Genomic DNA, 20,409 nt, shown 5'->3' with positions numbered 1-20,409 from the left:
AAGATGACGATTCTTCGGTCTAGGAGGTGCCGTTTAACCTGAATTTTTCTGAATCAGCTTGACAAGCTTGTTGCACATGTAGTGAAACTATATCAACGCACTTTGGGAGGTGAATATGGGTATCGATCTTAAACTCAACCGGCGCCACGTTCTAGTAGGGGGGCTCGCACTTGGAGCGGCGGCATTTGCCGGCCGCGAGGCATTCGCGCAAGACCGCGTCTTTCTGCCGTTCAGCAACAAAAGTCTTGACTACTATTTTTTCGTTATCGAGGAAGAGGCGGTAAAGCGTGCTGTCGAAAGCCGCAAATGGTCGTTCCAGGCAACCAATGCCAATTTCGACAATACAAAGCAGCTCGAACAATGGCAGAGCCTGATGCTGTCCCAGCCTGTCGGTCTGGTTGCCGATCCGATTGATAGCCAGGCGATCGTCAGCGCGATCCGCCGCTACAATCAGAAAAAGATACCCGTCGCCATCATCGATACGCCTGCAGATGGCGGGGATGTCGCTATCACCGTCAGCTTCGACAACTATCAGGGCGGTGTCATGGCCGCACGCGAGATCATCGATCGGTTGACCAAAAAGCACGGTAGCCCGCGCGGCAAGGTCCTCAATTGCTATGGAGCACTTGCGAGCGTCGCCTGGCGTCAACGCAAGGAAGGAATGGACGCCGAATTCGCCAAGTATCCTGACATAACCTATATCAGCCGACCCACCGAAGGTCAGCTTGATCAAATGCTTTCCGTAACGTTGTCGACGCTTTCCGAACATCCCGATCTTGATGCCGTTCATGCTCCCAGCGACTCGCCCGCACGCGGCATCACAACTGCCCTGCAGCAAAAGAATCGCTGGAAAAAGGTCGGTGAGGAAGGCCACGTGATTTTCGTCACCATCGATGGCGAGCCTGTTGCAGTCAGAGGCATTCAGGACGGTTACATGGACGCCTGCGTGTCCCAAGACCCTATTGCCTATGGTGAGATTGCCGTGGAACTCTTGGAAAAGCACGCAATGAAGGGCGAGGAAGTGCCGCTTGGCGCGTATGAAAATAAGAAATATTTTTGGGAGAAGGGCGAGATCGTCAAGGGTGATACCGGTCCAACCCTCATCATTCCACCTTTCGTCATTAATGGCGACAATGCTGCCGACAAGCGCCACTGGGGCTACGTCGCAGAAAAGGAATGGGGCGTTCCTTATACCTGATCGTGACATACGACGCCCGCGCAACAAGGGTGGGCGTCGTTTCGCATGTGATTGGCGTGCGGTCGCAGGCGGCGGAGGAGTATCATGACAAATATCCAGACAAATGGGCGCGAAAAGGATGCTGGCAAAAGCAACATTGCCTTGCGTGTCGACAACGTTACCAAACGATATGGAACCTTTACGGCGTTGCGCTCCGTTAGCCTCGATATTAATCGCGGCAGTATCCACGGACTGCTCGGCGAAAACGGCGCCGGCAAAAGCACGCTAGTTGGTATCATCTCTGGGCAGCGCGCACCCAGTAGCGGAACGATCTATCTCGATGATAAACCGGTGCAGGGCGCAGACGTTAAGGCCATGGAAGAAGCCGGCGTGTTTCTGGTCACGCAAGAGCCTATGATTATCGATCACATCTCTGCCGCCGAGAATCTGATGCTAGGCATTTGGCCTTCCCGAGGCGGCTTTGTGCGTTGGAAGAAGCTGAAGACAGATGCCGCACGAATGTTGAAAGATTCGGGAATTGATCCAGCCGTCAATGCCGGCAGGCTCAACGCTGTTGCAAGACGCAAGCTCAATATCCTGCGCGCCATGTTCTCAGGCGGTAAAGTCATCATCCTCGATGAACCGACTGCCGCCCTTACCGTTCCCGACCGCAGGCAACTGTTCGATTTCATGCGTCAGTTGAAGAGCGAAGGCGTCACCTTCATTTTCATCTCGCATTATAATGACGAGATTCTCGAAATCTGCGATGCGGTTTCCGTCCTGCGCGACGGCTTTCTTGCCGGTGGCAGCCAGGATGTGCAGGCGATGACGTCCGAGCAACTATCCGAACTGGTGCTTGGGCGCGGCCTCGACCTGTTTCAGCGCGAGCGCAAAATCTTCGGTTCTCAAACGTCGGCAATCAGTCTGCGCGGTGTTATCGCCCATCATGTCGATCTCGATGAACTTGATATCCGGCCAGGCGAGATCGTTGGTTTTACCGGCTTGCCAGGTGCCGGCGCAAAAGAACTTGCGCGGGTGATATTCGGCCTCAACCGTGCGAAGGCTGGAACGATCAGTTTTGACGGTGGACCACAGGAAAGTCTACCGCAGCATCCAAAGGCAGCTTTCAGCAAGGGTGTCGCCTATCTGTCCGACGATCGGCGCAAGGATGGCGTTGTTGGCCATTTATCGATCGCTGAAAACATCGCACTTTCCTCACTTGATCGGCGTGCGTTCCTGGGTTTTGTCAAACGCGACCAGGAAGCGCGTCTTTGCGGCGGATATTTCTCCAGTATGGGTATCAAGGCGCAAAGCGCTGCCGCAGCAGTCGATACGTTGAGCGGCGGTAACCAGCAGAAAGTATGCCTCGGTCGTGTTCTTGCGACACAACCAAGGCTTCTTATCCTCGACGAGCCGACACGTGGTATCGATGTCGGCGTCAAGCAGGACGTTTTGCGCATCATCGATGAACTCAGCAACAAGGGCGTCAGCGTTATCATTGTCTCGACCGATACGGACGAATTGGTGCGCGCAGTCGACCGTGTCTGCGTATTCCGCCAAGGCTCCATCGAGGAGATCGTGACCGGCGACGACATCACCACCGACAATCTGCGCCGCCTTTCACAGGCGTGAGCGCAACATCGGTAAAGGAATAAAAGAAATGAGCACTGTCATGACAGCCACTGCGGCCAAAGAGGTCAAACCTAACGAAAAAGCGACACATAAAATCGTCGGCTGGGTTCTGCACAATGTGGTGTGGATCTGGCTGGTGGCGCTAGTCCTAGGTTTCGGGCTGTTCAATGAGTTCTTTCTGACCGTGATGAACATGCAAAACATCACGGTGCAGGCGACGGTTCTCGGAATGCTGGGACTGGCCGTAGCCCTCCCGCTGCTCGTAGCGGAGATTGACCTGTCGATCCCGGCTAATCTCGGATTTTCGTCTGCAATTGGAGCACTGGCCTATTCCAATCTCGGAATGCCCTGGTTTCCCGCTATGCTGGTTGGTGTCGCGGTTGCAACGCTCATTGGCTTCTTCAATGGCCTTTGTATCACCAAGCTGCGAATGGTCTCGCTCATCCAGACGCTATCGATGATGATCATCCTGCAAGGCGCGCTCCTGGCGCTGACGCAAGGCAAGACCCTGACAAATCTGTCCGACGGATATGTGTGGATCGGTCAGGCATCGGTTGCCGGATGGCCCGTTATGCCGTTGATTTTCGTTGTCGCTCTGATCGCGATCGGCGTCCTGCTACGCATGACGATTCTTGGACGCTCCATCTACGCAGTTGGCGGTAACCCGCAGGCATCCAATTCGGCAGGTATTCGCGTGGACCGTATCAAGATTATTGCCTATACGATCTCCGGCTTCCTTGCAGGTGTGGCTGGATTCCTACTTGCCTCCTGGCAGATGGCAATCACGTCGAACCAGGGCTCCAGCTATCTTCTTTATGCGATCGCCGCACCGATCATCGGTGGCGTCAGCGTCTTCGGTGGACGGGGAAACGTGGTTGGAATTCTTGGAGGCGTTCTGCTTCTTACAGTCATTCAGGTCGGACTGGCGATCATCAATATACCCTCCTTTTATGTCGGCATGATTGGCGGCTTCATGATCTTCATCGCTGTTGCCATCGATGCAATCAGGGTGCGCTACTTCGCTTGACCGGCCTCGATACTGCCTGCAGGAACTAAACAAACATGCCTGATCTCGTCGCAAAACTCCGCCATATCGTCGGTCGTCGCCATGTCTTGATCCGCGATACGCAAACCCGACGCTTTCGCCAGGGATATCGGTATGGTGGAGGCAAGGCTCTTGCAGTCGTGCGTCCGGGCACGCTTCTGGAGATGTGGCATGTGCTTGAAGCATGCCACAAGGCGGGAACGATTATCATTTGTCAGGCCGCAAATACCGGACTGACCGGCGGTTCCACGCCGGTACCAGAAGGCTACGATCGGAAAGTTGTCATCATCAATACGATGCGCCTGCGCCGCCTTGATCTTATCGCCGAAGGCGCGCAAGTCATTTCGCAACCCGGCGTCACTCTTGATCAGCTTGAAAAGTCACTGCGTCCCATCGGAAGAGAGCCGCATTCGGTGATTGGCTCTAGTTGTATCGGTGCTTCAGTTACTGGTGGAATATGCAATAATTCTGGCGGGTCACTGATAAGACGTGGACCAGCCTATACGCAACTTGCCCTGTTCGCCCGAATTGATGCCAATGGCGATTTAAAACTGGTCAATCATCTGGGCATCGATCTGGGGAAAACAGCTGAGGAAATACTGAGCAGACTGGATAAAGGTGATATTCCCGCTGCCAACGTAGACCAGTCTTCGAATCTTTGTGCCTCGGATCACGAATATTGCAATCATGTGCGCGATATTTCGGCCACCACGCCGGCGCGTTACAATGCCGATCCACGTAGGCTCTATGAGGCCTCGGGATCGGCGGGCAAGCTTGCAGTATTTGCATTGCGGATCGACACATTCCAAGCCGACGACAAGACACAGGTTTTCTACATCGGTTCCAACGATCCAGGAGAATTGGAAAGCATTCGTCGCGATATGCTTTCAAACTTTGAAAATCTCCCCGTCGCGGGCGAATATATGCATCGCTCAGCTTATGATCTGTCACGACGCTATGGCAAGGACCTCTTCCTATTCCTTCAAGCCTTTGGCACAGATAAGATCCCCTTGGCTTTCAGTATCAAAAGCCGTTTTGACGGCATAACCGAAAAGCTTCGTGTCGGCAGTGCAATTAGCGATCGCCTTTTGCAATTCGTAACCGGTCTATTGCCCGATCATCTGCCAACCAGGCTCAACAGTTTCCGAGATGGTTACGAACATCATCTGCTTTTGAAAATGGGAAACGAGGGTATCGATGAAGCGCGCCGCTATCTGGCCGAACGCTTTCCAACCACACATGGAAATTATTTCGAGTGCACCGACGAAGAAGGCAAGGCGGCTTTCCTCAATCGGTTTGCTGTCGGCGGGTCGGTAGTTCGGTATCGCGCTGTTCATGCAAAGACAGTGGAAGATATCGTAGCCCTCGATATTGCCTTGCCGCGCAACGCGCTCGACTGGTTCGAACGTCTGCCTGCCGAAATCGAAAAGAAAATCGATGTCACCATGTACTGCGGCCACTTCTTCTGCCACGTTCTGCATCAAGAATATCTGGTCAAGAAGGGGCAGGATTGCGAGGCTTTGAAAAAGGACATTCTTGCCCTGCTGGAGCAACGCGGAGCGAAGTACCCCGCTGAACATAATGTGGGGCATGTGTACGAGGCTGAGGAATGCCTCAAGCAGTTTTATCGGGACCTGGACCCCACCAACGCCTTCAATCCGGGGATAGGCCAAACAAGCCGTCTCTTAAATTGGCAGGAAGCCGGACATCATTCGCGCTGTTAGTCAGTTTGTTGAATGAAACGGTAAATCCGTGCCAATTGGTCGAATGCTTTCCTTTAAGAAAAGCAAATTCCTGATGCGGGTATTTTCGGTTTCACAACACCTGTCTTTAAGCGAAGAATGCAAGGCGACGTCCCATGCTGTCTAGACGATCGGCGGCCGCTGGAGAATAGTAGCATTTTTGCAGTCGAATTATGACTGCGCGCCCATCACGGTTAAACGAACAGGAGAATTCGTTACGATTCTTGACTGGCAATCAAGGCGGTGGACCACTGCTGTGCAGAGTCACCGCAAAAAATCTAAGACGATTTCTACGTTCGTTGGCTCGAATTTTCTGGTTACATTGCAAGTTGTTAGCGCAAAATGCTGCCGCGAAACAGCGCTAGTCGTACGACCTATAATGCAAATTTGATTGTGCAATCTAAAGCGAAAAATGACACCTATTGCAGAGTGTTTCCAGAAGTTTCGACCCCTTTCCGGACGTTAGAATCCGAGGCTTTCTGACAGGCCGTTATCGTGCGTTGTTATCTTTCTTGTCGGTCTTATGCAGGTTTCTTCTACTAACTGCGCGCCGCGCGGAAAGGCAGTTTAACACAAATGCATTATATATATTCATTTGGGCAGCAATATCGCTCAGTCTGAGCTAATTTCATGAATGGTCGCGTGCAGAGCAACGATCTACGCTCATCAAAGATGCATAATGCATTATCTGTTGACATCAAAGGCGAACCGTATTTAGATTTCAACAAGTCATCCATTTAAACGATTTGGGAGGATCGAGGTATGGCTGGTATCAAGTCAGTGCTTGGCGCTGCCTCAGCATTCTTTTTAACGATGGTGTTGCCGGGCGCGGCCCAGAATATTGGCATCGATGAAGCAAACAAGGTCGTAACAGTGGGTGCATTCACCCCTGTAACGGGGCCAGTTCCATTTTATTCAATTCTGACGCACGCGGCAGATGCTCATTTTCAGCATGTCAATGAAACGGGTGGCGTCGAGGGCTGGAAGATAAAATACGTCACACAGGATGACGGCTATGAACCCGCGCGTTCCGCCGCAGTAACCCGCCAAATGGTGGAAGGCGAGGGTATTTTCGCTCTGGCGGCGTCTGTGGGAACTGCGACCAATGCCGCTGTTTTGCCATACGCCGCCGAAGTTGGTCTGTCGCTTGTCGGTCCCATTGGCGGTGCTTCGGCTTTTTATGTGAATGACAAAGTGTTCCCGCTTTTGCCAGACTATGGTTGGTCGGCGGCGATGAATGTCGACTATGCAGTCAATGATCTCGGTAAAAAGAAGATCGCTCTTCTTTGGGAAAATGACGAGCTTGGTAAATCCGGCAAACGCGGATTCGACCTTTATATGAAAGAACATGGTCTGGAAGCCGTAGAGTCTGTACCGTTCGATGTGAAGACGACGAGCTTTGCCGCACATATCCGTCGCGTTGAACAGGCGGGTGCCGATGCCGTGGTGCTTTTCGGTTCAAATGCGAACCTTGCCGCCGCATTGAAGGCAGCCGATCAGGTCGGTTTCGAAACGGCCTGGTTTGCGCCGTTCTTCACAGCCGACCCGTCCACCTACAAGCTCGCCGGCAAGCTGCTCGATGGTGTTTATTTCTCGTCCTGGCTGTTGCCGGTGACCAGCGATGAGCCGACGGTTGCTGCATATCGCGACGCAGTGGGCAAATACTATCCAAAAGATCCGCAAGGGGTTTTCGGCCTCAATGGCTGGAGCAATGCGTCGCTGTTCACCGAAGGGTTTCGCGCGCTGGTTAAAAGTGGCAAGCCTTTGACCCGTGAAAACCTGACGCTGGCGATGGAGAGCCTCAATAATGTGACGGTGGGTGGCGCCAAGGGCGTGAGCTTTATCAAGGGCGATCATCGCGGCACCCGCGCGGAGGGTATCATTCAGGCGCAGGACGGTAAATTTGTTCTGGTGCGTGATTTCAAGCCCTATCCAAAGGTCGTCTTTGAGGCCAAAACTAACTGACATGACGCGTGCCGTCTCTGGAGGATGGGGAGACATGCGTAAGAGATAGAGCGGTTCCAACGACGACGCGTTAATCGGAACCGCTCTAGAAAATGAAAATGGGAAGGGTAGGAGCATGCAGAAAATTCCGCTGAGCGGTCCGGCGCAGTTGCAAGGCCAGGTGGCCATTGTAACGGGCGGTGCGGGGGCGATAGGCCGAGCCACGGTTATGGCGCTGGCTGAAAGTGGGGCCACAGTGGTCGCGACCGATCTCGCTGAGAGCGCTGATTACGGGCATCCATCGATTGATTATCGCAAGTTGGATGTGACCTCGCGGGAGGCTTCGTCTGCACTCGTTCGCGACCTTAAAGCTCAGTACGGTCGGGTGGATATTCTGATCCTTTGTGCCGGAACCATTTCGAACCGTTCGCTTGCCGATGCCAGTGACGATGAATGGCATTCGATCCTCAACGTCAATCTTTTGGGCGTCGCCAACCCGCTGCGGGAAGTCCTTCCGCTGATGGAGGAGCAAGCCTATGGCAAGGTTGTGGCGCTGGGGTCCATTGCCGCCAAGATTGGGGGTGTCGCGTCAGGTCCGGCTTACATCGCCGCAAAATCCGGTGTCCACGGCGTTATCAAATGGGTTGCCAAGAGTTTCGCCTCAAAGGGTATCTATGCCAATGTCGTAGCGCCCGGTCCCGTCGAGACACCGATGTGGGAAACCGTAACGCAAAAGATCGCGCCATCCGCCAATGGAAATGTCCCGCTCGGTCGTTTTGGTCATCCCGACGATATCGCCCAATCGATCGTCTTTCTTGCGTCGCCGCAGTCGAACTGGATCACTGGTACGGTCCTCGACGTGAATGGCGGCATGTTGATGGATTAAGATCATGAGCACGGAAACGATCGGTTTCATCGGACTTGGCGTCATGGGCGGGCCAATGTGCCGCAACTTGGCTACAAAGCATAAGGGCCGTGTGCTGGCGCAGGATTTGTCAGCGGAAGCCTTGGCAGCGCTCTCGGACACCAAGGCCGAGGCGGCAAGTTTCGAAGATCTGGCCAAAACGGCCAGTCTCGTCTGCCTTTCCCTGCCCGGCGGGCCGCAGGTGGAGGCGGTGACGGCTCGTCTCGTCGAAGCCGGATTGCGTGCAGGCGCGGTTGTCGTCGATCTTTCCACGACGCCGGTTGCCGTCGCACGTAAAGTGGGTGCGGCGTTAGCGACGCACGGAATTCACTTCGTTGACGCCCCGGTGGCACGCACGCGTGAGGCTGCGCAACGGGGCGAGTTGTCGATCATGGTCGGCGCTTCGCCAGAGAATTTCGCCCGGATCGAGCCGGTTCTGCGCTATATGGCGACCGACATCACCCATGGCGGCGACATCGGTGCAGGCCAGGTTCTCAAGCTTGTCAATAACATGCTGGTTTTCGAGAATGTGGTGACGATTGCCGAAATGCTGGTATTGGGCGAAAAAGCGGGCGTTTCGCCCAAAATCCTGATTGAGGCTGTTTCCAAGGGGTCGGGGGATAGTTTTGCGCTGCGCAATCACGCGACAAAATCCATGCTGCCCCGTGATTTTCCTGACAAGGCGTTTTCGCCGGAATATGTGCTGAAAGATATCGGCTACGTCTTTGAACTGGCGGAGCAAACCGGCGTGCCGCTTCGCGCTGCCGATGTCGTGCGTCGCTATTATCAGGACGCAATAGAGCAAGGCCACGGCGGCCAATACTACCCCGGTGTCATTCGGGTGGTCGAAGCCGGGCAGACGAAGGAGCGCGACGATGCAGCTTCTTAGCGATCTGTTTCCGCTGGTCTGGTCGGGCCTGATCATGGGCTGCCTTTACGCATTGGGCGCCATGGGGCTGGTGATGATCTTCAAATGCTCCAAGGTCGTGAATTTTTCGCATGGCAATGTCGCCGGTCTCGCTGCCTTCCTGATTTATGGCCTGTCGAGCGGTGCATTGTTGAGCCTGTCATGGGGCACGTCGGTTCTGGTGACGCTTGTAGCGCTCGTGGCAGTCGCTTGTCTGGTCTATGCGCTCATTTCGCCGCTGGTCTTCAGCTCGGATCTGACCGCGACGATATCGACGCTTGGCATCGGCCTGATCGCGCAGGGCGTAACCCTCGTCGTGTTCGGCGCTGATATTGTGTCTCTTGATTTGCCGATCCCGGATTTTCGCTTCGCAATTATCGGACTGCGCATAACCGGCTATGATCTTACCGTGCTGGGCGTTGTGGCCATCACCATCGTCACGCTGTTTCTGATTATCGATCATACCAAGCTCGGCATTGCCTTCCGCGCGATTTCGGCCAATCCTTTTGCCGCAGAGGTTTGCGGCTTGAGCTTGCGCAATGTGCATCTTTTCGCCTGGGCGGTTGCTGCGGTTCTTGGGGTTATCGGCGCGTTGCTGATCGTGCCCACGACGTTCCTCAGTGTGACGACCGTTTCGGCCTTCATGTTGCAGGCCTTTGCTGCGGCAGTTCTGGGCGGGTTCAGCTCGCTGCCGGGAGCCTTGATTGGCGGCGTGCTGATCGGCGTTTTGATGAATCTCTTCAACTATTATGTCTCGCCGCAGTTCAGCTCGACATTCCTGCTTGGATTGATCCTTGTGGGGCTGAACCTGTTCCCCAATGGCGTTCTTGCCACAGCCGGTGGAGGTTCGCGTGTCTGACATTCCACTACGTGCGCAAAATAATAGCATGTCCGATATGATGCTGCTGTTTGGGGGGCGACCCGCTGCTGTGGTACTGGCGCTGGTCCTGATCGTGCTGCCACTGATTGTTGCGCCGTCCTGGCTGTTCATTCTGGGCATTTGCTATGCCAATAGTCTCGGTGTTCTTTCTGTCAGCTTTCTTGTCCGCTATGGCGGCGAAGTGTCCATCGGTCATGCCGTTTTCATGGCAGCCGGAGCCTATACGGTGGCTATTCTGGAAAAGCACTATGGGGTTTCAATCTGGATTTCGTTGCCGTTGGCCGTGATAATCGGTGCCGGGTTGGGCATGGCCTTTGCCTGGCCGTCGCGCAAGCTCTCAGGCATTTATCTTGCGGTGACGACAATGGCTCTGGCGCTGGCGTTGCCTGAAATCATCGATGCCGGTGATCGGTGGACCGGGGGCTATGAGGGGCTTTATGTGTCGCAATGGTTGCTGCCGTTCGGCACGTTGAACATGCAGCGTTATTATTTTGCCCTCGTGCTGCTGCTGGCCGGTGCTTATGTTCTGGTGCGGCTTCGCCAGTCGCGTCAAGGTATGGCGATGCTTCTGGCGCGCACTCATCCCGCTGCTGCCGATGCGTTTGGTACCAGAAAAGGCTGGGCTCGCATAAGCGCCATGGCTATCAGCGCCGCTCTGGCGTCCACCTCGGGTGCCGCACTGGCTTATGCCAGCGCCACTGTCTCGCCGAGCGGCTTTACACTCTGGTCTTCGATCTTCCTGTTGGTTGGTTCGGTGGTGAGTCTTTATGGTCTGACGCTTGGAAGAGCGCTGATCGGCGGAGCATTTTTAACGCTCATTCCGCAAATTCTTGCCAGTCAGGGCGCCTGGATTCCAGTCTTCTACGGCACTGCACTTCTGGCGGTCATCTTGATCGGATACCACGCACCGCGCATGAAAGCAGCCTTTGATCGGCGCCGCGCGGCAAGGAGGACCTGATGTCCCATATGTCCCTGATTGCCAAAGACATTCAACTTGCATTCGGTGGGATCAAGGTTCTGCAAGGTCCGAGCCTTGAGCTGAACGCCGGTGAGATTACCGGCCTTATCGGGCCAAATGGTGCGGGTAAAACCAGTCTTTTCAATTGTCTGGCCGGAGCCTATCGGCCGCAAAGCGGCTCCATCTCATTTGCCGGGGAAGAGCTTTGCAACATGCCATCGGCGGCGCGCGCCGAACGTGGCATCGTCCGCAGCTTTCAGACAGTAGCCCTCTGTCCGGATTTGACGGTCGTCGAAAACGTGATGATGGGGCTTGCCCGAAATTACAAATCGGGCTGGCTCAATGCGTTCTTGCCAATGGCGCGGGGGCATCGCGAACGAGAGGAAATGCGCGCGCAGGCCATCACAGCATTGGAGGGCTTCGGTCTCGCGCATGTTGCGGATGAGCTTCCGGCGCAATTGCCGCCCGGCAATCAACGGCTCGTGGAAATCGCCCGCGCCATTGTCGGAAAGCCAAAGGTTTTGCTGCTGGACGAACCGGCGGCGGGTCTCAACAATTCCGAAACGCGCGATCTGGCGCTCGCTCTGGAAAATCTCGTGTCGCCTGAACTCGTCATGGTCGTGGTGGAACATGATATGGATCTGGTCATGTCGCTCTGTGACCGCATCCATGTGCTGAACTTCGGTCAACTCGTCGCCAGCGGTACGCCGGATGAAGTGCGCAATGACCCGGAAGTAATCCGCATTTATCTGGGAGGCGATGATGACTGATCTGCTTTCGGCGCATGACATTTCGGTTTTCTACGGTGTTCGGGCGCAGGCGGTTGAGAAGGTTTCCTTTAACGTCGGGCCGCGCGAGGTTGTGGCTCTGCTGGGGGCAAACGGCGCGGGAAAAACCTCGGTCATGCGTGCGCTGGTCGGCCTAGTGAAAGCAAGCGGCGAGATCATCTTCGACGGCGCGCCGATTTCCGGCCTGCCCACACGCGAGCGTGTTGCACGCGGCATCGTCTATGTGCCGGAGGGTCGCGAGATTGTCGGCTCGCTGACGGTGCGTGAAAATCTAGTTCTCGGCGGCTATCAGCTTTCTTCCGGTTTGCGGAAAAGCCGCATGTCCACCGTGCTCGACCTTTTCCCGGAAATCGCCAACAAGGTGGATCGACCGGCTTGGCATCTTTCCGGTGGTGAACAGCAAATGCTGGCTATCGGGCGCGGCTTGATGGCTGGGCCGAAACTGCTGCTTCTGGACGAGCCTTCGCTTGGTCTCGCGCCGCTGCTGGTCAGGCGCGTATTCGACCGTCTGACCGCCGTTCGCAAGGAAAGCGATCTCTCTATCGTTCTGGTCGAGCAAAACCTGCAAATGACCATGCGCCTTGCCGACCGTATCTACTTTCTGCGTTCGGGCCGCATTGTCGGGCATAACCACAAGCAGGAACTGGAAAGCGAAGCCGCCCGACAGCAAGTCATCGACGCCTATCTCGGCGCAGGCCAGCATCTCGTAGCATGAGGCAATAATGATCCCTGAATATGAAATCTTCGGCATTCGGTATGGCACCAATCCCAGTCGCAAGCGCGGGCAGAACTTCATACTGGAAGCCGATCCCACGACGCCGTTGACGATGGATTTCTATTGCTGGTTTCTGCGCAGCTGTGATCGCGTGATCGTGGTCGATACGGGCATGAACCCGAAGAAGGCCGAAAAGCATGGGCATACCATGCTGGCCAATCCGCCTGAGGTGCTACGCGCTTGCGGCGTTGACCCGGAGGCGGTCGATACGGTGATCCTGACCCATCTTCATTATGACCACACGGGCCATCTGGCGGCGTTTCCGAACGCGACCTTCCATCTTCAAACCGAAGAAATGCATTATGTCACCGGTCCGTGGATGCAAAGGCACTGGTTTCGCCGCGCCTACGAGGTGGATGAAATCTGTCAGGCTGTGGGACTGTTGCATGCCGATCGCCTGAATCTGCATGGTCGCGATCACGAAATTGCGCCGGGTGTCTCGGTCCATTGGGTGGGCGGTCATTGCGCGGGGCAGGAGATCGTGCGCGTCAATACTGCCCGGGGCTGGGTCGTTCTCGCCTCCGATGCGCTTCATTATTATGAAGAATATGAACGTGGGGTCCCTTATTCGGTCGCTTTCAATCTTTCCGATATGATTGCCGGACACGAAAAAATACGCAAGCTGGCTGATAGTCCAGACCACGTCCTGCCGGCCCACGATCCGCGTGTTGCAGAGCTTTATCCCGAGGCTGCCGTCGGTCCGCAGGGGGCGGTGTTGCGGCTCGACCTCGCTCCGAAAACCTCCGCTGTCTGAATTGTTTGCATAATGCATGGTTTTTGGGGTATCTCGATCACGAAGGGCCTTTTGAAGGGGAAATCGCGTGCAATATCAGACCAAGGAAGAACTTGTTGCCGATTTCCTGCGCGAAGGAATCATTTCGGGTCGTTTCCCGCGTGGCTCCAAGCTCAAGCAGGTCGAACTGGCCGAGATGCTGGGCACGTCGATTACGCCGGTGCGGGAGGCGATGAAACTTCTCGAAGCGGAAGGTTTTGTCGATGGCAATTCACATCGCGGTGCGATTGTGGCACCGCTCGATATCCATGCGACCGAGGAAATCGTCGATTTGCGCGTGACGCTGGAGTGCAAGCTGGCGCTGAAAGCACTGCCGCTTTTGAACACAGAGGCAATCGACGAGTTGCGCAAGCTGCAAAGCCAGATCGAGGAAGCGTCGGCCAAGGGCGACCGCGAAGCCGTGCGCGTGATCAATTATCGTTTTCACGAGCGCATTTATATCGCCGCCGAATTGCCGCTGACGCTGAAATTCGTGCGCACCTTATGGGCACGATACCCGTTCGACCTGATCAACCGGTTGGACAACCGCATCGGACGGGCGAGGGACGAGCATCAGGACATGATGCAAGCCATTCTTGCGCGCGACGAGGCCGCGTTGATTACGTCGTTGCGGGTTCATATCCGTTCAGGCTGGGACGAGTTCAAGGCAAGTTACAAGTCCAGTTAACAGGACCAGTATTGCTACGCTCCCAGCCTCATGATTTTCACAGAGGAAAGGGAGTAGCGCAATGACGCTCAAGAGCATGTTGCTGGTTATGGATATGATGAACGATCTCGTTCATCCGGATGGGGCGGGTGCGAAAACCTATGTGCCCCTTATGCGGGAGCGGGACGTCTATGGCGCAACAAAACGCGCCATTGCGCGCGCTCGTGCGGCGAATGTGCCGGTCGGCTATGTCCGCGTCGGCTTTTCACCCGATTATCGTGAAGTCTCTGACCGTTCCCCCGTATTCACGGGCGCACGCAAGGCGGGCATTTTCAAGCTCGGCAGTTGGGGCACCGAAGTCTATGCCGATTTTGCGCCCGAAGCGGGCGATGCGGATATTGTGAAACATCGTGTCAGTCCGTTTTACGGCACAGCGCTTTGCCCTTTGTTGAGCGCCAAGGAAATCGGGCGTCTGGTGCTGGCCGGGGTTTCAACAAATGGCGTTGTGTCGGCTGCGGTGCGCGAGGGCCATGACCGGGACTATGAATGTGTCGTGCTTGAAGACTGTTGCGCCGGTTCGACAAGCGAAGAGCACGAATTTGCGCTGGCCGGGCTGCGCCGATTCTCGAAAATTATGACCTCCGCGGACTTCTGATACGCGATGCGTATCTCAATAGGGCGGCAATCGAAAAAAATGCATTATATTTTGATCGCCGCGTCGCCAATTTCTGAAAAATTCCCCATAATTCGCCAAAAATAGCTTAATCCGGTCATTTTAGTGATTGACGATCAAAAATATAATGCACAATATACAAACCGAGGAGAGATATTGGAAAGATCGATAGAAGCGGCAGGCCTGGCTCGCGTGCTTCGTGTCAGTCAGGCCAGGCTTTAGGAGGATAAAGTGACGACGATTGAGCTTGAAAAGAAGAATGTGGTCGAGGTTGGCGGCGCACCGGCAGAAGGCCGTATCACGGATGAATCCGTTGCGGCTGCGCGCAACATGATCGGGTTACAGCTGCGCCCGGAAGGCCCGTATCTTCAGGATGCCTCCACGGATACGTTGCGCAACTGGTGTAACGGTATCGGTGATCTCAACCCGCTTTACCGTGAACAGGAATATGGCCGTAACAGCCGTTTCGGCGGTCAGGTTGCGCATCCGATGTTCCCGATGGCTTTTGGCTGGGTCGGGCGTACCCGTTGGGGTCTGCCCGGTGTGCACGGTTTCTATGCCGGTAACGACTGGGAACTGTTCCGTCATATTCGTCCGGGCGACCGCATCTCCGCCATCGAACGTGTTGTTGGCGTTGAGGAAAAGGAATCGAAATTTTCCGGCCGTCTCGTGCTGCAATATGTCGAGGCAAGCTATTTCAACCAGCATGGCCAGCTCGTAGCACGCGCCCTTGGCACCTGCACGCGCCACGAACGCAAGGCGGCGCGCGATACCGGCAAGTACAAGGACATTCAGACCCACGAATATACGCCGGATGAATTCGCCGAGTTGGACGAAGCGATCATGCGCGAGCCGCAGAACATTCGCGGCGCCAATGTGCGTTATTGGGAAGAGGTGAAGGAAGGAGAGTCTCTCGATCCGATTGTTCGTGGCCCGCTTTCACTGATGGATACGATGGGCTTCCTCGTTGGTTGCGGTCGCGGTCACACCCATGGCGTCGTGTTCATGGCGGCCATGAAACATCCGGGCCATTTCTTCCGCAATCCGGAAGCGGGTGGCGGTATCGAATATACCGGCATCGGTCATCACCGTGAATCGACGGCCAAGGAAGTCGGTGTGCCGGGCGTTTACGACTACGGTCCGCAGCGCTCGAGCTGGATGGCAACGCTTGTCACCAACTGGATGGGCGATGCTGCCTTCCTGAAGCGTTGCCGCACCGAAATGCGCCGGTTCAACACGATGGGCGACAGCACCTGGTGCCGCGGTAAGGTTACCCGCAAGTATGTCAAGGACGGCCATGCACTGGTCGATATCGAAATCAGCGGTGAGAACCAGCGCGGTGAACTGACGACCCCGGGTCTGGCAACCGTGATCCTGCCGTCGCGCGACCCGAATATTCGCGTTCATCTCGACGGTTCGAATCTCGATCTCGGATTGCCTATCGTTCGCTAATCTTTGGAGAATACCCCCATGGTACAAGCACTTCCGCTCCATGGTATCCGGGTCGTGGAGGTTTCTTCCACGGTTGCCGGAGCCTATGCCGGACGCCTCCTTGAGGCCATGGGGGCAGAGGTTATTCTGGTTGAACCGCCCGCAGGAAGTCCACTGCGCAAGGTTCCACCATTTCTGGGCGACAATAGTGTCGGCGCTCTGTTTGCCAGCCTTTCGGCTGGCAAACGTTCCGTGATGCTTGATCTGTCCGAGCAACAGGATCAGATGGATTTCGATGCTCTTGTGGTACCGGCAAGTATTTTGATCGATGACACCCCACTGGATCGACGCCAGCAATGGGCACTCGATCAGGGCTCCATCGCGACCCGTCATCCGCATCTGGTGCATCTTTCGGTGCTGCCCTTTGGGGCAGCAGGTCCAAAATCCAACTGGAAGGGCGAGGAAGTCAATCTCTTCCATGCCGGTGGCGAAGGCTATCTGATGCCCAACGGCTTGTCGGCGAATATGTTTCCCGACCGTGCGCCGATCAAGGTGCATGGCTATTTCGCCGAACGTCAGGGCGGCGTTGCGGGGGCATTGGCGGCGCTGTCTGCGCTCTGGTCAGGGCAGGGGCAATTTGTCGATGTGGCAGTACAGGATGCCAATATTGCGGTCGGCGCCTTTGCGATCCAGCGTTATGGCGACGGCTCTCTGGAACACCGGTCAACGCGGTCTTTCCGTTATGGTGGTGTTATCGAATGCGCCGATGGTTATGTTGAGCTCTTGACGCTTGAAGAACGGCAATGGGAAGGCCTTGTCGAGTTGATGGGGCGGCCTGATTGGGCGCAACACCCCACATTGTCGGACTCTGTCGCGCGTAGCGTGCACGGTCCGGAAATCAACGGGCATATTCGGCAATGGGCCAAGGAACAGTTCGTGGAAGAGTTGGTTGCGCAGGCGCAGCGCCTGGGTGTTCCGATGGCCCGCTACAATACCCCGGCGCAGGTTGTGTCCGGAAAGCACGAGCAGGAGCGTGGCATTTTTGCTGGACTTAGCGTGGGCGGATTGAAGGATCTGCCATTGCAAACTGCACCATTTCGCTTCGGTAAAGATCCGCTGCCGCTTTCGGGAGTGGTCCCGGAACTTGGTGCCGATCAAATTTTGGCCGAACCGGAGCAATTCAGTTCAGATAAAAGGGCCAGTCTCGGCAGGAGGGCGAGCGTATGAAACCCTTGCAAGGCATCCGAATTGCGGATTTCACCGTCCACGCCGCCGGTCCGTTCTGCACGCATATGCTGTCGCAGCTCGGTGCGGAATGCATCAAGATCGAAAGCGCTGCGCGGCCGGATATTTTCCGCAAGCCACATGCCGTCTATGGCCGCTTCGGCCCGGCGACCTTTGATCAGGTGGCGTCGAACAAATTATCCGTTCGGCTCAATCTCAAACATGCCGAAGGTGTGGCGCTGGCCAAACGGCTTGTTTCCATCTCGGATATTGCAGCTGAGAGTTTTCGAGCCGGCGTGATGCAGCGCCTTGGTCTCGATTACGATGCACTCCGCGAGATCAAGCGCGATATCGTCATGGTGTCCATTTCATCATCGGGCCAGACCGGACCGGATTCGCATTTTGCGGGTTACGCGCCACTATTTGGCGCCTGGGGCGGGCTTGGTTATCTGACCGGATATCGTGACGGTCCGCCGGTCGAGATGCGCCACGTCATGGATCATTCTGTCGGGCTCAATGCAGCATTGGCTACGGTTTCCGCGCTGCACAAACGGCGTCTTACCGGCGCTGGCAGCCATATCGATGTGGCGGCGCGAGAAGTTGCGACCTCCATGATTGCAGAGAGCTTTCTGGCGGCAGCCGCTGGGCATGAACCGGGCCGTCTGGGCAATGAAGATGCAATCTGTGCGCCACATGGTATTTATGCCAGTGCTGAACATGATCGCTGGATCACGCTTGCAGTGCGTACCGACCTTGAATGGCAGGCGCTGGCGCGCGTCATGGGCAAGCCTGAACTGGCCAATACCGCTCGCTTCGCGACGCCTGAACTGCGTCATGCAGCCCGCGCGGAACTTGACGGTATCGTCGGCCAATGGCTAGCCGGTTGCGAGCCTGAATCCATTGTCGATACGCTACAGAAAAACGGCGTTGCGGCGCATATTTCATGGACCGCGCGCGATCTGGTCGAAGATCAACATCTGCGTTTTCGCAGGGCCATTGTCGATGTGCCGGAAGGCGATACGGGAACAGTCCGTGCTGCCATTGGTGCGCCCACGCGGTTTAGCCGTTCGGACAACCCTTCGATAGATCGCGGGACACCGAAGCTTGGCGAAGACGAGACATATGTTTTTGGCGAACTTCTGGGCATTTCAAGTCGCGAATATCGAAGGCTTGTGGATGACAAGGTCATTCACTGAAACGGCAGGGCGGACAGATGGATACGCGTGTAAGTGATTTTTCTGACGTAATTGGGCGCAGCGAAAGCCGAACCGCAAGGATCGGACGAGAGCGGGCGGAACAACTGGCGGCAACGATTGATCTCGCCGAGATTCCGGGCGATGGGACAGCTTTGCCGCCTGGCTGGCATTGGCTCTGGTTCAACCCTTTTGTTAAGCGCTCAGAAATCGGTCCCGACGGTCACCCGAGGAAAGGCGGTTTCCTGCCGGATGTAGGCCTCCCGCGCCGCATGTGGGCTGGAGGGCGCGTGACTTATCATGCGCCGCTCCCCTTTGAGGCGGTGGCCGAGAAGACAAGCACGATCTCCAACGTTGTAGAGAAAAATGGCAAGGCTGGTCGGTTGGTCTTCGTGACTGTTCGTCACCAGATCGACGTTGATGGGGTTCTTTGCATCGAAGAAGAACAGGACATTGTTTACCGCGAAGCGGCAAGCCGAGACGCGAAGGCTCCAACGCCAGCACCTGCACCGGAAGGCGCGCAATGGGACCGCGAGATCGTGCCTGATCCCGTTCTCCTGTTCCGCTATTCGGCCCTGACTTCCAACGGTCACCGTATTCACTACGATGTTCCTTATGCCCGCAATGAAGAACATTATCCCGGCCTAGTGGTCCATGGACCACTGACGGCGACGTTCTTGCAGAATTTCGCTGGCGAAATTCGCAAAGGCGCAAGGCTGAAGCGCTTTGCGTTTCGCGGTATGTCGCCCTTGTTCGTTTCCGCACCGTTCCGCCTACAGGCTAAATCGGGCAGCCAACCGGGCGTGGTGGAGCTTTGGGCAGTCGGTCCGAACAATGGTCTGGCCATGCAGGCGGAGGCTGAATTCGATGTCTGAACGGCGACCGTTCGAGATTGCGCGCAGCTTTCTGTTCGTGCCGGGTCATAGGCCCGAACGTTTTGCCAAAGCAGCGGCTACCAATGCTCATCAGATCATCATCGATTTGGAAGATGCTGTGGGACCCGCTGAAAAAGATGCCGCACGCGGACATGTGGTCGAATGGCTCTCACAGCGCGGAACGGGGCTGGTGCGCATCAATGCAGCCGATACGCAGTGGTTCGAGGACGATATTCGGGCATTGGCCGATGTACCGAACCTTGTGCTTGTACTACCCAAGGCAGAACCGGAAACGGTACATTCTCTCGCCGCGCTGGCACCGAAGACGCAAATCATTGCTCTGGTTGAAACCGTGGCAGGCTTGTTACATCTGAGCGCGTTGGCTCGGATGCGATCCGTTCGCCGCATTGCCTTCGGTCATCTCGATTTTGGGGCCGATGCGCGCATTCCCGGTACAGGTGGCGTTCTCGACATGGTGCGCTTTCAAATTGCGCTGCATGCGCGTGGTGCCAATCTCCCCATGCCGATCGACGGTGTCACAGTGGAGCTGACCGATGAGGCTGTGATCGCCGCCGACGTCGCGCGCGGTCGCGAACTGGGTTTCGGCGCTAAGCTTTGCATTCATCCAAAGCAGGTCGATGCGGTGAATTTTGGATTTGCACCGTCGGATACTGAGCGCGACTGGGCGGCGCGGGTGATCGCAGCGCTTGAGGCGGCGGGAGGGGCGGCCGTGCAGGTCGATGGCAAGATGATCGACAAACCGATGATGACGCGTGCAGCCGCCATATTGGCGGAAGCGGCATAAAATTTTGAACTGGTTGA

At 55.9% G+C, this 20,409-nt stretch carries 19 protein-coding genes; all 19 read left to right on the top strand.

Annotated features, from left to right (window positions below; translation table 11 throughout):
* Window positions 1-115: 115 nt before the first annotated feature.
* The 19 genes from QBD01_RS07850 to QBD01_RS07760 all read left to right on the top strand — a co-directional run bounded on the left by QBD01_RS07850 (window position 116) and on the right by QBD01_RS07760 (window position 20,392).
* A complete protein-coding gene (locus tag QBD01_RS07850; protein WP_078341186.1) occupies window positions 116-1,198 on the top strand; it encodes a sugar ABC transporter substrate-binding protein in 1,083 nt (360 codons plus the stop codon).
* 84 nt (window positions 1,199-1,282) lie between these two features.
* Complete coding sequence (locus tag QBD01_RS07845) at window positions 1,283-2,809, top strand: sugar ABC transporter ATP-binding protein (RefSeq protein WP_280992342.1); 1,527 nt, start codon at window positions 1,283-1,285, stop codon at window positions 2,807-2,809.
* Between the two features lie 28 nt (window positions 2,810-2,837).
* Entirely contained in the window at window positions 2,838-3,836 is a 999-nt protein-coding gene (locus QBD01_RS07840; RefSeq protein ID WP_078341188.1) for an ABC transporter permease, read from the top strand.
* Window positions 3,837-3,871: 35 nt separating this feature from the next.
* A complete protein-coding gene (gene dld / locus QBD01_RS07835; protein WP_280992341.1) occupies window positions 3,872-5,578 on the top strand; it encodes a D-lactate dehydrogenase in 1,707 nt (568 codons plus the stop codon).
* A gap of 780 nt (window positions 5,579-6,358) precedes the next feature.
* Window positions 6,359-7,561, top strand: coding sequence for an ABC transporter substrate-binding protein (locus tag QBD01_RS07830; RefSeq protein ID WP_280992340.1), 1,203 nt, complete (start codon window positions 6,359-6,361; stop codon window positions 7,559-7,561).
* A 115-nt stretch (window positions 7,562-7,676) separates the two neighbouring features.
* The gene (locus QBD01_RS07825) at window positions 7,677-8,426 is read left to right on the top strand and encodes an SDR family oxidoreductase (protein WP_280992339.1); all 750 of its coding nucleotides are present in this window, start codon (window positions 7,677-7,679) and stop codon (window positions 8,424-8,426) included.
* Between the two features lie 4 nt (window positions 8,427-8,430).
* Window positions 8,431-9,333, top strand: a complete 903-nt coding sequence (locus QBD01_RS07820; protein WP_280992338.1) for an NAD(P)-dependent oxidoreductase — start codon at window positions 8,431-8,433, stop codon at window positions 9,331-9,333.
* Window positions 9,320-10,210, top strand: a complete 891-nt coding sequence (locus QBD01_RS07815; protein ID WP_280992337.1) for a branched-chain amino acid ABC transporter permease — start codon at window positions 9,320-9,322, stop codon at window positions 10,208-10,210. Before QBD01_RS07820 ends, QBD01_RS07815 begins: the two co-directional genes overlap by 14 nt.
* The gene (locus tag QBD01_RS07810) at window positions 10,203-11,189 is read left to right on the top strand and encodes a branched-chain amino acid ABC transporter permease (protein ID WP_280992336.1); all 987 of its coding nucleotides are present in this window, start codon (window positions 10,203-10,205) and stop codon (window positions 11,187-11,189) included. Before QBD01_RS07815 ends, QBD01_RS07810 begins: the two co-directional genes overlap by 8 nt.
* On the top strand, window positions 11,189-11,959 hold the full coding sequence (locus QBD01_RS07805) for an ABC transporter ATP-binding protein (RefSeq protein ID WP_280992335.1): 771 nt from the start codon (window positions 11,189-11,191) through the stop codon (window positions 11,957-11,959). Before QBD01_RS07810 ends, QBD01_RS07805 begins: the two co-directional genes overlap by 1 nt.
* Window positions 11,949-12,692 (top strand): ABC transporter ATP-binding protein, encoded by a 744-nt coding sequence (locus tag QBD01_RS07800; protein ID WP_280992334.1) that lies wholly within the window; start codon window positions 11,949-11,951, stop codon window positions 12,690-12,692. Before QBD01_RS07805 ends, QBD01_RS07800 begins: the two co-directional genes overlap by 11 nt.
* A gap of 7 nt (window positions 12,693-12,699) precedes the next feature.
* Window positions 12,700-13,506 (top strand): N-acyl homoserine lactonase family protein, encoded by an 807-nt coding sequence (locus tag QBD01_RS07795; protein ID WP_280992333.1) that lies wholly within the window; start codon window positions 12,700-12,702, stop codon window positions 13,504-13,506.
* 67 nt (window positions 13,507-13,573) lie between these two features.
* Window positions 13,574-14,212 carry a GntR family transcriptional regulator gene (locus QBD01_RS07790; RefSeq protein ID WP_140025771.1) on the top strand — a complete coding sequence of 213 codons (639 nt, stop codon included), beginning with the start codon at window positions 13,574-13,576 and terminating at the stop codon, window positions 14,210-14,212.
* A 61-nt stretch (window positions 14,213-14,273) separates the two neighbouring features.
* Window positions 14,274-14,846, top strand: a complete 573-nt coding sequence (locus QBD01_RS07785; RefSeq protein WP_280992332.1) for a cysteine hydrolase — start codon at window positions 14,274-14,276, stop codon at window positions 14,844-14,846.
* Window positions 14,847-15,095: 249 nt separating this feature from the next.
* A complete protein-coding gene (locus tag QBD01_RS07780; RefSeq protein ID WP_280992331.1) occupies window positions 15,096-16,316 on the top strand; it encodes a MaoC family dehydratase N-terminal domain-containing protein in 1,221 nt (406 codons plus the stop codon).
* An 18-nt stretch (window positions 16,317-16,334) separates the two neighbouring features.
* Window positions 16,335-17,522, top strand: coding sequence for a CoA transferase (locus QBD01_RS07775; RefSeq protein WP_280992330.1), 1,188 nt, complete (start codon window positions 16,335-16,337; stop codon window positions 17,520-17,522).
* The gene (locus tag QBD01_RS07770; RefSeq protein WP_280992329.1) at window positions 17,519-18,715 is read left to right on the top strand and encodes a CoA transferase; all 1,197 of its coding nucleotides are present in this window, start codon (window positions 17,519-17,521) and stop codon (window positions 18,713-18,715) included. The genes QBD01_RS07775 and QBD01_RS07770 overlap by 4 nt, the downstream gene beginning before the upstream one ends.
* 17 nt (window positions 18,716-18,732) lie before the next feature.
* Window positions 18,733-19,587: an acyl-CoA dehydrogenase gene (locus QBD01_RS07765; RefSeq protein ID WP_280992328.1), complete on the top strand. Its 855-nt coding sequence runs from the start codon at window positions 18,733-18,735 to the stop codon at window positions 19,585-19,587.
* On the top strand, window positions 19,580-20,392 hold the full coding sequence (locus tag QBD01_RS07760; protein WP_280992327.1) for a CoA ester lyase: 813 nt from the start codon (window positions 19,580-19,582) through the stop codon (window positions 20,390-20,392). Before QBD01_RS07765 ends, QBD01_RS07760 begins: the two co-directional genes overlap by 8 nt.
* Window positions 20,393-20,409: the final 17 nt, after the last annotated feature.

The sequence above is a fragment of the Ochrobactrum sp. 19YEA23 genome (assembly GCF_029909865.1).
Lineage (GTDB): Bacteria > Pseudomonadota > Alphaproteobacteria > Rhizobiales > Rhizobiaceae > Brucella > Brucella gambitense.
Note: the sequence above shows the minus strand (reverse complement) of the source record. Positions and strands in the feature narration are given on the sequence as shown.